This window comes from Candidatus Salinivivens marinus, assembly GCF_965655845.1.
Lineage (GTDB): Bacteria > Pseudomonadota > Alphaproteobacteria > Rhodobacterales > Rhodobacteraceae > Salinivivens > Salinivivens marinus.
Window position 1 is genome coordinate 187,123 of record NZ_CBFHHX010000001.1, and the last position, 14,409, is coordinate 201,531.

General features: G+C 40.4%; 11 protein-coding genes. 6 read left to right on the plus strand and 5 right to left on the minus strand.

Annotated features, from left to right (window positions below; all coding sequences use genetic code 11):
• Positions 1-130: 130 nt before the first annotated feature.
• Positions 131-1,081, minus strand: coding sequence for an MBL fold metallo-hydrolase (locus ACTF5Q_RS00910; protein WP_438952849.1), 951 nt, complete (start codon positions 1,079-1,081; stop codon positions 131-133).
• Positions 1,082-1,204: 123 nt separating this feature from the next.
• Between ACTF5Q_RS00910 and kynU the strand changes: the two genes are divergently transcribed.
• Entirely contained in the window at positions 1,205-2,398 is a 1,194-nt protein-coding gene (kynU, locus tag ACTF5Q_RS00915) for a kynureninase (RefSeq protein WP_438952850.1), read from the plus strand.
• Positions 2,399-2,412: 14 nt separating this feature from the next.
• Here the strand turns inward: kynU and ACTF5Q_RS00920 are convergent, their stop codons facing one another.
• Together ACTF5Q_RS00920 and ACTF5Q_RS00925 are read right to left on the minus strand one after the other, a co-directional pair.
• The gene (locus ACTF5Q_RS00920; protein ID WP_154033776.1) at positions 2,413-3,165 is read right to left on the minus strand and encodes a gamma-glutamyl-gamma-aminobutyrate hydrolase family protein; all 753 of its coding nucleotides are present in this window, start codon (positions 3,163-3,165) and stop codon (positions 2,413-2,415) included.
• Positions 3,166-3,239: 74 nt separating this feature from the next.
• Positions 3,240-5,381 (minus strand): malate synthase G, encoded by a 2,142-nt coding sequence (locus tag ACTF5Q_RS00925; protein ID WP_438952851.1) that lies wholly within the window; start codon positions 5,379-5,381, stop codon positions 3,240-3,242.
• Positions 5,382-5,567: 186 nt separating this feature from the next.
• On the opposite strand from ACTF5Q_RS00925, the gene pepN reads away from it, so the two are divergent.
• Both pepN and gatB read left to right on the plus strand, forming a co-directional pair.
• Entirely contained in the window at positions 5,568-8,120 is a 2,553-nt protein-coding gene (gene pepN / locus ACTF5Q_RS00930; protein WP_438952852.1) for an aminopeptidase N, read from the plus strand.
• A 122-nt stretch (positions 8,121-8,242) separates the two neighbouring features.
• The gene (gene gatB, locus ACTF5Q_RS00935; RefSeq protein WP_438952853.1) at positions 8,243-9,754 is read left to right on the plus strand and encodes an Asp-tRNA(Asn)/Glu-tRNA(Gln) amidotransferase subunit GatB; all 1,512 of its coding nucleotides are present in this window, start codon (positions 8,243-8,245) and stop codon (positions 9,752-9,754) included.
• Positions 9,755-9,815: 61 nt separating this feature from the next.
• Here gatB and ACTF5Q_RS00940 read toward each other — a convergent pair whose 3' ends face one another.
• Complete coding sequence (locus tag ACTF5Q_RS00940; RefSeq protein ID WP_154032838.1) at positions 9,816-10,076, minus strand: BolA family protein; 261 nt, start codon at positions 10,074-10,076, stop codon at positions 9,816-9,818.
• Between the two features lie 73 nt (positions 10,077-10,149).
• Between ACTF5Q_RS00940 and ACTF5Q_RS00945 the strand changes: the two genes are divergently transcribed.
• A complete protein-coding gene (locus ACTF5Q_RS00945; protein WP_153691771.1) occupies positions 10,150-10,785 on the plus strand; it encodes a DnaJ domain-containing protein in 636 nt (211 codons plus the stop codon).
• Between the two features lie 7 nt (positions 10,786-10,792).
• Here ACTF5Q_RS00945 and msrB read toward each other — a convergent pair whose 3' ends face one another.
• Positions 10,793-11,266: a peptide-methionine (R)-S-oxide reductase MsrB gene (gene msrB / locus ACTF5Q_RS00950; protein ID WP_438952854.1), complete on the minus strand. Its 474-nt coding sequence runs from the start codon at positions 11,264-11,266 to the stop codon at positions 10,793-10,795.
• 197 nt (positions 11,267-11,463) lie between these two features.
• Here msrB and cobS point away from each other — a divergent pair, with 197 nt between their 5' ends.
• Both cobS and cobT read left to right on the plus strand, forming a co-directional pair.
• A complete protein-coding gene (gene cobS / locus ACTF5Q_RS00955; RefSeq protein WP_154032840.1) occupies positions 11,464-12,450 on the plus strand; it encodes a cobaltochelatase subunit CobS in 987 nt (328 codons plus the stop codon).
• An 86-nt stretch (positions 12,451-12,536) separates the two neighbouring features.
• Positions 12,537-14,408 carry a cobaltochelatase subunit CobT gene (gene cobT / locus ACTF5Q_RS00960; RefSeq protein WP_438952855.1) on the plus strand — a complete coding sequence of 624 codons (1,872 nt, stop codon included), beginning with the start codon at positions 12,537-12,539 and terminating at the stop codon, positions 14,406-14,408.
• The last annotated feature ends 1 nt before the right edge of the window (position 14,409 follow it).

A 14,409-nucleotide genomic window follows, 5' to 3' on the forward strand; every position in this document is an offset into this window, starting at 1 on the left:
TGTGCTTAAAGTGAAAAATTATGTCGCAACGCATTTTAATCAACCGCTATAAATTCCAATAGCGTTTTGACTACCAATTAATGAAACCGCAACCAGCCCAACTTTCTTTCGAGACCAGAGACCAGTTTTATCACTCCCACTCCATTTCTTCAAAAACCCTACCAGCATTTTTCTTTGCTAACTCTTCAAAAGTATCTAAGTTCTTCCATTTTTGCTGATCGACATAATAAGACGAACTTAAATCGCCCCCAGCCTCAATATGGCTTTTGATCTTTGATCGTAAATCTAAAAGATATCCCAACGTATACTTTTCAACTTGTGGTAAATTTGTGGGATGTCCATGCCCAGGAATTATATAAAGCGGATTAAGAGGTGCAAAGCTTGTTTTCCAAGTTTCTATCCAGCATCTTGTGCAAGTATTTTCAAAAATTGGCAGCATTCGTTCATGAAAAGCTATATCACCAGCAATCATTAGTGACCATTGCGGGATCCAGACCTGTGTATCTCCAGGACCATGAGCATCACCCAGATGTAGAACCTCAAACTTTATACCTCCTAAAGTAAAAACATACTTTTCGGAAAATGAAATGTTTGCGGTAATAACGGCTGTACCGTCAGCCTTTTCTCTATTGTAACGCTTCATTTCTTCTAGGATTTGATAGCCATTATCCTTCACCTCATCAATAGCGTCTTCATGTGCTAATATATCAATGCCAAGCTCAGCCCAGTAAGAGTTTCCCAACATAGCATGTCCCTGCCCATTTTCGTTGATTACTAGCTTTACAGGTTTATTTGTTACTGCTTTAATCTCGTGATGCATTGCCTCAGCCAGACTAAATGATGCACCAGAGTTAATCACCACGACTCCATCCGCGGTTACAACGAAAGATAAATTATTATTATGACCAGAATTTTCGTACGTAGGTGGAGCAGTAGCACCAATTGCAGAAAATACATTTGGGATAAATTCAGAAGGTTTTGAATACAATACCGATTGAGGATATTGATCCGGTATATTTTCACTAGCTATTGAGTACTGGCTCATGGCAATTGATAATAAAAAATATCTTAAAAGACCCATTCAACCCTCATTAAATTCAAAAATTGTCGAAAATAAAAATATTAATTGTATTCCATGTTATATAAATGTTGTAACTACAGCAACTTGGTGAAACGTTGATATGAGACGGCTACAAAAGAGCAGATGACAAACTTTGAAGAAACAAAAAAGCAATTCATACTTCCAAAAGGATTAATCTATTTAGATGGTAACTCGCTGGGCCCTATGCCCAAGAATGTTCCCAGTGAAATTAACACTTTACTTCATGAAGAATGGTCAAACCTTTTAATAAATGGATGGAATGATGCGGAATGGATGTTTCAGCCTGAAAGTTTGGGTAACAAAATTTCGCGCATTATCGGAGCGGAAGATAATTCAGTAGTTGTTGGAGAAACCCTATCTGTTAGAGTTTTTCAAGCATTGAGTAGCGCCATTAAAGATGTGGGGAAAAGAAAAATTATACTCACAGATAGTGGAAACTTTCCGTCAGATTTATATATGGCTCAGGGACTGGTGCATCTAGTGAATGATCAACTTGAGATTAGAATATGCGCACCTGAGGAAATACTTGACAGTCTAAGCGACGAGATTGCGGTACTGATGCTAACCGACGTTGATTACCGTACTGGCAGAAGGCATGACATTTCAGTAATCAGTGAAATTGCAAAAGACAATGGGATCGTTACGATTTGGGATCTAGCGCACTCTGCTGGCGCTTTAAATCTAAATCTAAAGGAGTGGAATATCGATTATGCCGTTGGTTGTACATATAAATATCTGAACGCAGGACCTGGTTCGCCAGCGTTTATCTATGTTAATCCAAAAAAAATTAATGCGGTCAAACCATCTTTAATGGGCTGGCTTGGTCATAAAACACCATTTGAGTTTTTGCATAAGTATGCCCCTGGCAAAGGTATAAACCGAATGAAAATAGGAACACCACCAGTTCTGGCTAATGCGGCTCTTGCTGCTTCTCTAAAAATTTGGGATACCGTCGACATGAGTGAACTGCGCTCCGGGTCAGTTGATCTTTCTGAGCGACTTATAAGCGGGTTGAGAAAAAACTGCCCTGATCTTAAATTAGCATCTCCAATAAATGCAGAAGACAGGGGTTCCCAAGTTTCGTTTTATTTTGAACATGGATACCCTGCAATGCAAGCAATCATAGAAAAAGGCGTTATTGGAGATTTTCGGTCGCCAAACATTATGAGATTTGGAATTACACCTCTGTATATCTCTAAAGAAGATATCGATTTGGCAATTGAGGTTATTTCAAATGTTATTCAAAATTCCTTGTGGGACAGACCCAAATACAAAAAGCGAAAATTTGTCACATAACTACCTGGGATCAACTACTGAGCATTTCCATAATTACGCACCGCTTCGCCAAAAGCCTCAAACAAACGTGTAGAAATTGGATCATTCTCAGCATTCCATTCCGGGTGCCATTGGACAGAGTAAGTGTAACCCGGTGCATCTTTTACATACAACGCCTCTGGGGTTCCATCACTTGCCCAACCATCAATTATCAACCGATCACCGGCATCTGCTATTCCCTGTCCATGTAGCGTATTTGTCTCAATTCGATCAGAACCTAAAATTTTGCTGAAAATTCCATCGCTTCTAAACGTGACTTCATGCCTAATGGCAAATTTTTCTTCAAGCGTCCCATCTGGTGGCATTCTATGGTTCATTCTCCCATCTAACTCGCGAATTTCTGGATGTAGTGTTGCCCCCATTGCTACCGCAATTTCCTGAAATCCTCTGCATATACCAAAGATAGGAAGACCGATCGAAACAGCCCTTTTTATCAAGGGAAGTGTTAAAGCATCACGATCACGATCGAAATCGCCATGAGCTGCCGTTGCCTCGACACCATAATTACTCGGATGTACGTTAGGTCTACCGCCAGTAAACAAAAAACCGTCGCACATTGAGATGAGCTCATCAACTGTAGTAAATTCGGGACTCGAAGGTACGATGATAGGTATTACATTCGATACCTTAGATAGTGCGTCACAATTCATTTTCCCAGCTGCGTATGCTGGATATTCATCATTGATTAAGTTGAAATTCCCAACAATTCCAACTACAAAACGTCCCATTTTTCGCCTTTAACTATTACTTTGCAAATTATTATTCTATGTATTTATTTTTTAACTCACTATTAACGATATTTCTATGCTAGATTTTTCAATTTCAAACGAGTTTCATGTAAAATTGGCTCAGTGTAACCCGATGGCTGATTTTTACCCTCGAAGATTAAATTATATGCAGCCTTAAATGCCAATCCATCAAAGCTTGGGCTCATCGGTATATAATTTGGATCGTTAATATTTTGCTCGTCAACAATTTTTGCCATGGATTTAAGCGCTGTAATGACCTCTTCTTCACTCACGACGTTATGATGCAACCAGTTAGCAAGCGCCTGACTAGATATTCTGCATGTGGCACGATCTTCCATCAAGCCTACATTATTAATATCCGGTACTTTTGAGCAACCAATTCCCTGATCCACCCACCGCACAACATATCCAAGGATCCCTTGAGCATTATTTTCTACTTCCCGAATTTTTTGCCCGTGCGACCATTTTCTGTAAGCAGCTAGGGGAATATCAAGAAGTGTATCAACATAGGCTCTTCGGCCGTTTTTTCTTAAATTTTCTTGAACTGCAAAGACATCCACTTGATGATAATGCAAGGCATGCAATGTGGCAGCGGTAGGGGATGGTACCCAGGCACAATTTGCTCCTGATTTTGGATGCTCTATTTTTTGCTCCAGCATAGCAGACATTAAATCCGGCATAGCCCACATACCTTTTCCAATTTGGGCTCGTCCGGAAAGCCCACACTCTAAACCAATGTCAACATTTTGATTTTCGTATCCTACTATCCAAGACTTTCTTTTTATAAAATCTTTCCTGCTAAATGGGCCTGCCTCCATGCTAGTGTGAATTTCATCTCCAGTCCGATCGAGAAATCCAGTATTTATGAAGGCTACTCGTCTTTTTGCGGCGCGGATACACTCTTTTAGGTTAACGGAGGTTCGGCGTTCTTCATCCATTATTCCCAATTTTACAGAATATTTCTCTATACCTAAAAAACTCTCTACCTTGGAAAATATTTTATCGGCAAAATCCACTTCAGCGGGGCCATGCATCTTGGGTTTTACAATGTAAATTGAACCATGTCTTGAATTGCCATCAGCCTTTTTCAAATCATGCATTCCGAGCATTGTGGTAACCATAGCATCCAGCAAGCCCTCAAATATCTCGTCCCCATTTGAGTCAAGTACGGCTGGTGTCGTCATCAAATGACCAACATTTCTGATCCAAAGTAATGCTCTAGCCCTAATGCTAAAATCATCACCAGAGGGAGAAATAAAAGACAAATCAGAGTTGAGACGCCTAACGACTTTTTTTCCGTTTTTCTCGAATTCGGAAGTAAGGTCTCCTTTCATTAGACCTAACCATGTTGAGTATGCATTTACCTTATCTTCACCATCAACACATGCTACAGAATCCTCTAAATCAATTATGGCAGATAGAGCGCTTTCGATCCGAACATCGGCCAAACCTGCCTGATCCCTACTGCCGACAACATGTGCTCGATTGAAGACAAGCACGACGAAAAGACCGTTATTCTTCAATAGAATAGAATTTGGAGCCTTCGAGTTGCCTGAATAGCCAATAAACTTTTCTGGTGAGACCAACGGAAGGTCATCTACTAAAAGTTGCCTTTCACTAACATAATATCGCTTCACATCTGCATGACTCGCACCAATGATTGGAAATGCATTATCCAAAAATACTCTTGCACGGGCAACAACACGAGCGCCCCTGCCCCGATCATAAACCTTAGCCTGGTCGAATGCACCCATCGCATCAGTGCCATATAAACTGTCGTATAAACTTCCCCATCTTGCGTTTGCTGCATTAAGAGCGTAGCGGGCATTGGTCGATGGTACTACGAGTTGTGGGCCAGCTACGCTGGAAATCTCCGGATCAACATTTTCTGTTTCAATTAAAAAGTTCTCACCCTCATCAACCAGATAACCGATCTCCTTTAAATAACTTTTATAGGCCACATGATCATGTGGCTGGCCAATTCTAGCCACATGCCATTTATCAATTTTGTCTTGCAGCTCTTCTCTTACCCTCAAAAGTTTTCTATTTTCGGGAGTCATCTCCTTAATCAATGATGACAAGCCAAGCCAAAAGTTATTCTGCGAAACTCCAGTATCTGGCAAAGCCGTATTCTCGATAAAATCCACCAAGCCTTCTTCTACACTTAGATCACATCGCATCAGGCGCTTTTTCATCACTCGACCCCAAACCTTTCTCTGATTTCAAATAGGTATCTTATTTAAGGCGAGGCAAAAGCTGTTATTATTCACTAAAAGAGTCGCCTATTTTTTGGTATTAATTAATAGTAGCACTACCTAAATGTAGCAACATCTATTAGCTGAGTAGGTTCAACTACAAATTCCAAGCACCGCGGAGTAATTATGGCAAAAAAAAGTAATGAGGAAATCTTTCTGAAAGACTATAAGGCCCCTGCTTATTTAGTAGACGCAGTGGAACTCAATTTTGAACTACATCCAAGTAGAACAAAAGTTTACTCTAAAATCAATTTCCGTAAAAATCCTAATTCAAATTCAGCAAGAAATTTTTTTTTAAATGGAGAAAATTTAAATTTCCTTAACGCTAGAATCGATGGGAATACAGTACATCCAAAACTACAAAAAGACGGTCTCGAATGTGACGTCCCCAACGGCCCTTTCCTATGGGAGTGCCTGGTAGAGATAGATCCCTCTAGTAACACCTCATTGGAGGGGTTATATATGTCAAATGGTATTTACTGCACTCAATGTGAGGCAGAAGGCTTTAGAAAAATATGCTACTATCCAGATCGTCCAGACGTTTTAGCACCATTTGTTGTTAGTATTCGGGGACCTTCACCAGTCTTATTGTCAAATGGCAATCTTATTTCGAGTGAAAAGGGTTTTTCAAAGTGGTCAGACCCCTGGCCAAAACCGGCATACCTTTTCGCATTAGTCGCTGGAGATTTAGAGAAAGTATCAGACGAATTTACAACGCAGCAAGGCTCTCATATCGACCTTAATATTTATGTAAGAAAGGGCGATGAGGACAAATGTCAGTTTGCAATCAGATCTTTAAAAAAAGCTATGAAATGGGATGAAGAGCGCTATGGGCGACAATATGATCTTGAGGTTTTCAATATCGTTGCCGTTGATGACTTCAATATGGGGGCCATGGAAAATAAGGGGCTAAATATTTTCAATTCGAAGTGTGTTCTGACACATCCCAGAAAAAGTACCGATACCGATTTTGAATATGTAGAGGGTATAATTGCTCATGAATATTTTCATAATTGGACAGGAAATCGTGTAACCTGCCGAGATTGGTTTCAGCTCTGTTTAAAAGAAGGGCTTACAGTTTTCAGAGATGCACAATTTACATCTGATTTAAGGGACCCCTCAGTTAAAAGAATTCAAGATGCCAGGGTAATTAAAGGGCCTCAATTTCGAGAGGATGCCGGCCCACTTTCACATCCGGTAAGACCCGATAGCTTTGTTGAAATTAATAACTTCTATACTTTGACCGTTTATGAAAAAGGTGCTGAACTAATTGGTATGCTTAAGCTATTAGTCGGTGAAAAAAATTACTATTCAGCACTAGATTTATACTTTGAACGACATGATGGTCAGGCGGCTACAATTGAAGACTGGATCAAAGTATTTGAGGATGTCACCAATCAAAATCTTGAACAATTCATGCTTTGGTACTCCCAAGCTGGAACACCTAAAGTAAAGGTGAATGAAAGATATGGCGAAAATACTCTGACTTTAGATTTTGAACAAATTCTGCCCAACAATCGCAAAAAGAAATTACAACCAATGGTTATTCCAATCTCAATAGGCCTTCTGGATGAAAATGGTGCAGATTTAATTGAAACGAAGGTATTCGAACTTAAAAAGCCAAGAGATACACTTACATTTAAAGGAATTGAGAAAAAGCCAACAGTATCTCTTTTAAGAAAATTTTCTGCTCCGGTAATAATAGAGCGAGAGATCACAGACCAAGACAGGCTAACCCTTCTTACCAAAGATAATGATGCATACAATCGGTGGGATGCTTCACAGCAGTTAATGTTAGCAAGCTTTGAAAAGATTGCGATTCAAAAACAAGAACCAAACGACGAATTAATAAATGCATTTTGCCAAATAATGCAGGATCAAAAGATAATGCCAGCTTTTCGCGCACAATTGCTTTCACAACCTTCTATTTCAGAAATTATCGCACATTTTTTTGAAAATAATTTGCCCATAGATCCTGAAATGATTTACACTGCAAAAAAAATATTTTCCCAAAAGCTAGCAGAAAGTTCTAATCAATTTTTAGAACAATTATTCCATTCTCTGACCCAAAACGTAAAATATGAACCCTCGGCAGATCAGGCAGGAGAGCGTTCACTGAAGAATATTTTGCTTGGTCTGCTGACGAGGGTGGATAACGGGGAAAGTTCTAGAAAGCAGTTTGCTAGAGCAGATAATATGACCGACGAAGTGGCAGCATTAAGTGTGCTGATTCAAAATGACTTAGTATCAACAGAAATTGATAGTTTTTATGAGAGGTGGGCTGATGACCGTCTAGTCATTGACAAATGGTTTATGCTGCAAACATCGTTAAGTCAGCCTAGTAAATCCCTCGAAATCACAAAAACTTTAACAAAACATTCTGACTTCAACAAAAAAAATCCAAATCGATTTCGAGCCACCGTTGGTGGATTTACTCAAAACTTGGTTGCTTTCCACAGAGCAGATGGGGCAGGTTATAAGTTTTTAGCCAGTTGGATCAAAAAAATTGATACTTTAAACCCACAATTAGCAGCAAGAACCTGCACGGCATTTCAAAACTGGAAACAGTTTGATAACCTGCGCAAGGATAAAATCTCTTTAGAACTTACGAAGTTACTAAAAGTCGACAAGCTAAGCAAAGACACAAACGAAATGATTTCGCGGATACTAAATAATTAAAGGGCCCTGAATACTTAAGCTTCTCATATGCGATTTAATTTTAAAACAACTCTCAGTTAATCTAGATTGCAACATTGTTTCATCTTAGTTAATGAGTTTGTAAATTAGATTGGAAGAATAAGATGCTGGATATAAACTACTCATCCCCCAAACCGACAGTCATACCTGGCGCGAGACATGATTGGGAATTAGTCATTGGTATGGAAGTCCATGCACAGGTTTCGTCAAAGTCAAAGTTATTTTCGGGAGCATCAACCCAATTTGGAAATGAGCCAAATTCTAATGTATCATTCGTTGATGCTGCGATGCCAGGGATGCTGCCTGTAGTCAACGACTACTGTATCGAGCAGGCTGTTAGAACTGGCTTAGGTTTAAAAGCAAAGATTAACCTTTGGAGTGCATTTGATCGAAAAAATTATTTTTACCCTGACCTACCTCAGGGTTATCAGATTAGCCAATTATATCATCCGATAGTGGGTGAAGGCGAAGTTATTGTGAATATGGAACCTGGAATTGCACGGAGAGTTCGGATCGAGCGTATCCACATGGAGCAAGACGCGGGAAAATCAATTCACGATATGGATCCAGATATGTCTTTTGTGGATTTAAACAGAACTGGAGTTTGCCTGATGGAGATTGTGAGCAGACCAGATATTCGTGGCCCAGAAGAAGCTGCTGCGTATGTGGGAAAACTTCGGCAAATAATGCGTTATTTGGGAACATGCGACGGCAATATGCAAAATGGAAATTTGCGTGCGGATGTAAATGTTTCTGTATGCCAATCGGGTACTTTTGAAAAATTTATAGAAACTGGTGATTTTAGCGTGCTGGGCACTCGATGCGAGATAAAGAATATGAACTCAATGCGTTTCATTCAACAAGCAATTGAAGTTGAAGCAAAACGTCAAATCAAGATCTTGGAGGGTGGTGGAACCGTCGATCAGGAAACAAGGCTGTATGACCCTGAAAAGGGCGAAACAAGATCAATGCGATCAAAGGAAGAGGCTCATGATTATCGCTATTTTCCAGACCCAGACTTACTGCCATTAGAATTGGAACAATCCTGGGTGGATGAAATAGCTTTATCTCTACCCGAGCTTCCTGATGACAAGAAAGCTCGTTTCATATCTTCATTTGGTTTAAGCGAATATGACGCAAGCGTGTTGACAGCGGAGGTGGAAGCCGCAAACTATTTTGAAACGGTTGCAGCTAATCGAGATGGTAAGATGGCTGCTAATTGGGTAATAAATGAGCTGTTTGGACGCCTAAAAAAAGATGACCTGGAAATAACGTCATCGCCTGTGAGCCCGATGCAACTCGGGCAAATCATTGACTTAATCAAAAATGGTGAAATTAATGGCAAAATAGCAAAAGAGTTATTCGAGATTGTTTACAGTGAAGGTGGCGAACCAGCCGAGATAGTTGAAAAACGGGAAATGAAGCAAGTCACTGACACAGTCGCGATAGAAAAAGCAGTTGCAGAAATAATTAGTGCAAATCCCGACCAGGTTGAAAAGGCGAAACTTAATCCAAAATTAGTCGGTTGGTTCGTTGGTCAGGTAATGAAAGCTACTGGTGGAAAAGCAAACCCAAAAACCGTTAATGAACTTGTTGCAGCTAAGCTTAACTCGTAAAAGACTGAGCCCTAACTATTCTGAGTCATGAATTAAAGTTTAAGACTGGATGTACACGAAATTACTCAGACGTTAACTCGAGTGCCAGTGCATGGATCTCGTTTAGCAAGTCCTTTCCAAGTGCTTCATGTACAGCTCGGTGTCTCGCAATCAGGGACAAAGTCTCAAAACCTTTCCAAACAATTTTTATTTGAAAATGGCTTTCTCCCCCTTCCGCAAAGCCTGCGTGACCTCGATGACTTTCGCTATCATCAACAACAGATATTTCTGACCCTTTAAACGAGGCCTCTAAAGCCTTATTTATTCGATCTGTTTTGGTCATTTTGAATAATTACCTCTTCAATTTACTTTTAATTACTGTATGCTTTAACGCTCGAGTCGAAAAGGTACAATTAATGACGGAAAAACCTGATCCATTTGGATTTGATATATCTGTTTCTTCGGCAAAGAAGAACAAACCTCGCACAAGGCGTGGAATGTCCGGCGAAAGTGAGACATCGAGGAGGCTTTGCGACCATGAAGGCTGCGAAAATGCAGGAAAATTTCGAGCCCCAAAAGCACCTGACGTTCTAGACGATTTTTTTTGGTTCTGCAAAGATCACGTTCGAGAGTATAATCAAAAATGGAATTTTTTCCAGAACCAGACTGAAGCAGAATTGAATGCGCAAATGTCAAAAGACAAAGTTTGGGAAAGAGAAACTAAATCTTGGAGAGATCCTGAATCAAGAGCTTGGGCAAGGCTTGGAATAGAAGACCCCCACCAAGTTTTGGGAGAAAATGCGACAAAAAACCCTGGGCGTGCCGGGACGAGTGCTGGTCATACTAGGCGGCTACCGGCTACCGAAAGGCGAGCGGTGGAAATTCTTGAAGCAAAAGATAGTTGGTCAAAGCCAGAAATTCGCAAGGCTTATAAGGCACTTATTAAAATACTTCATCCAGATATGAATGGTGGCGATAGAAGTCAGGAAGAGCAGTTACAACAAGTTATGTGGGCATGGGATCAAATTAAGGATAGCAGAAATTTCAAATAGTGAAGTACTAAGTTTTTCGGAAAATTAAGCTAACGCCATTAATACAATGCCTCTTCCCAGTTGGCTGCGGCCCATCATCGAATATATGTCCTAAATGTGAACCACAGTTGCTACAGTGGCACTCCGTTCGGATCATAAAAAACTTTCTATCTTTTCTTGTGCCGATTGCACCATCAATCTCTTTTGAAAAACTTGGCCATCCAGTACCTGAGTCATATTTGTAGCGAGACATATATAGTTTTTGATCACAACCCTTGCAGTGATACGTGCCTGTCTCATAGTTTGAATTCAATGGAGATGTGAACGCACGTTCGGTAGCTTCCTCTCTCATCACTGCAAATTCAAATGGAGTAAGTCTAGCTTTCCATTCACTTTTACTTAACCGAAAAGGAAATTCAGCAAGCTCTTCTTTTGCAACGATTGACTGGGTGGGAATAACTATTGTTGCTAGACCTAGTTTGAGTAAGGAACGTCTGTTCATAAATTATCTCTTGTCATGTTTGCTACCGGATATATCTGGTTCATTACAGGTTAAAATCAACTTCAAGTATTAAGTTTAAAATATTGTGAAGGTTAGTAATAGTCAAAAATATGAAATTTATTTACCTTGGAACTCTTGAACAGCAGCAATTATTAGTGCACCAGTTAATTTCATAAGCCGATTATAAGGAAAAAATTATGGCCGATGGCTCTAAAATCATGGACAGCAACCCCACGGAGGATATTTCGGTAAGAGAAGTTTTTGGTATCGATTCAGATATGATTGTAAAAGGTTTCTCGGAACGAGCCAATCGAGTTCCTGAGGTTGATGAAACATACAAATTCGATCCAGATACAACGTTAGCCATACTGGCAGGCTTTAATCATAATAGGAGGGTTATGATACAAGGTTATCACGGCACAGGTAAATCAACCCATATTGAACAAGTTGCTGCAAGATTAAATTGGCCCGCAGTAAGGGTTAATCTTGATAGTCATATTAGTAGAATAGACTTGATAGGTAAGGACGCGATTAAGCTCAAGGACGGCAAGCAAGTTACTGAATTTCATGAAGGAATTTTACCTTGGGCTTTGAGAAACCCAGTCGCTATTGTGTTTGACGAATATGATGCAGGCAGAGCAGACGTTATGTTTGTGATCCAGCGAGTCTTAGAACACGATGGGAAATTAACACTACTAGATCAAAACGAAATTATCACACCTCATAGTAATTTCAGATTGTTTGCTACTTCAAATACCGTCGGGTTAGGTGATACGACTGGTCTGTATCATGGAACACAGCAGATTAACCAAGCTCAAATGGATCGCTGGTCACTAGTTGCAACCTTGAATTATCTATCGGTGGAGGTGGAAAGCGCAATAGTGCTTGCTAAGTCGCCAAGTTACGATAGTGAAGAAGGCAAGCGTGTTATAAAGCAAATGGTTACCGTGGCTGATCTCACGAGAACTGCATTTATGAACGGAGATTTATCTACCGTTATGAGCCCAAGAACGGTTATAAATTGGGCAAGTAACACAGAAATTTTCAAAGATGTGGGTTATGCTTTTCGTTTAACCTTTTTAAACAAATGTGACGAGCTGGAAAGGCAAATAGTAGCTGAATTTTTTCAACGTTGTTTTGATGAAGAGTTACCAGAAAGTGCAGCAAGCGTAAGTCTAGAGTAGAATAATTTTATTATGAGCAATAATTAGCCATCAACTAAAATTTATATAAGTGATCTGGCAAAGCTTAAACATTTCTTGAGTTTATTATGGTTTCAAAATCAGACAATCCTGCTGATCCATTCAAAAAAGCCCTAGCAGAGGCAACGAAAGTTTTGGCTGACAACCCAGAACTTTCTATTAACTACTCAGTTGATCCATCAGGTGTATCTGGAGATAATATCAGGCTTCCCCAAGTCAGCAGACGCATGACTAAAGAAGAAGTTCTTCTGGCTCGAGGAACAGCTGATGCTCTCGCCATGCATCATAAATACCACAATTCCGATTTACATTCACGATTTGCCCCAGACGGTCCTATGGCAAGGGAGATATATGAAGCGATGGAAACCGCCAGATGCGAAGCTATCGGGGCAAAAGATATGCCAGGTACTACTGGCAACATTAATGCAAAAATCGGCGTTGAAGCAAAACGAAAGGGTTTTGATAAATTGACAGATCGCGCTGATGCCCCTCTTGCAGACGCCGCAGCTTATTTAATTAGAACTCTAACGACCAAAAAGGATCTTCCTTCCTCAGCAAACAACGTATTAAATTTATGGAAGGATTTTATTCTAGAACAAGCAGAGACTACAATAGAAAATCTTACTGAAAATTTGGATAATCAGGAAAGGTTTGCAAAATTTTCTCGTCAAATAATTACTGACTTGGGTTACGGAGATCAGCTAGGTGACGAACCCGAAGCAGAAGACGATGAAAATCAAGAACAGCAGGACGAGAATGAGGAACGAGCTGATGACCCCGAAAGCTCAGGGACAGATGAAAACAATGATGAAACTCTAGACGCAGAAGACCAACAAAGTCAGGACGAACAACAAGACGCTGCACAAGCGCAAATGAGTAGTGAAGACAGCTCTGATGAGGACTTTGACGATCAGGAATTGCCTGACGGAGAAGCTCCACTGGAACCGCCACCTGCACAACCTATTTCTGACGCTGATCCAAATTATCAAGTTTTTGAGACAAATTTTGACGAAGAAATAAAGGCGGAAGACCTTGCTGAGCAAGTTGAGTTAGAGAGATTAAGAGCATATTTGGATCAACAACTCGAACCACTAAAAGGGGCAGTAAGCAGGCTTGCGAACAAGCTTCAAAGACGCTTGCAGGCACAGCAAAACCGTAGCTGGTTATTCGATCTTGAAGAAGGAATTCTTGACGCTGGAAGACTTGCTAGGGTTATCACAAATCCAACGACCTCTCTCAGTTTTAAAATAGAAAAGGATACTGAATTCAGAGATACCGTGGTGACTTTACTTTTGGATAACTCTGGATCAATGCGTGGGAGGCCGATTTCAATAGCAGCAATATGTGCAGATGTGTTGGCACGCACATTGGAACGCTGCAACGTGAAAGTTGAAATTTTAGGATTTACAACTCGTGCTTGGAAAGGAGGCCAATCTCGCGAAGCCTGGCTAAATCAGGATCGACCACAACAGCCCGGTCGTTTGAACGATTTACGTCACATAATTTACAAAGGAGCCGACGCTCCTTGGCGCCGTGCGCGCTCTAATCTTGGACTTATGATGAAAGAAGGGCTTCTTAAAGAAAACATTGATGGTGAGGCGTTAGAGTGGGCACACCGACGCATGACTGCGCGTCCAGAAGCTCGAAAGATTTTAATGGTAATTTCTGACGGGGCCCCGGTAGATGACAGCACGTTATCCGTAAACCCCGCTAATTACCTAGAGAAACACTTACGAGATGTTATATCAATGGTAGAAAAAATAAAAAATGTAGAACTTTTGGCAATTGGGATTGGTCATGATGTGACCCGCTACTACGATCGTGCAGTTACCATAACAGACGTTGAACAACTAGCAGGAGCAATGACTGAACAGCTTGCTGCCCTATTCGACAGCGATCCAAAAGCTAGAGCCCGAGTGAATCAACTCAAAAGAGGCTAAC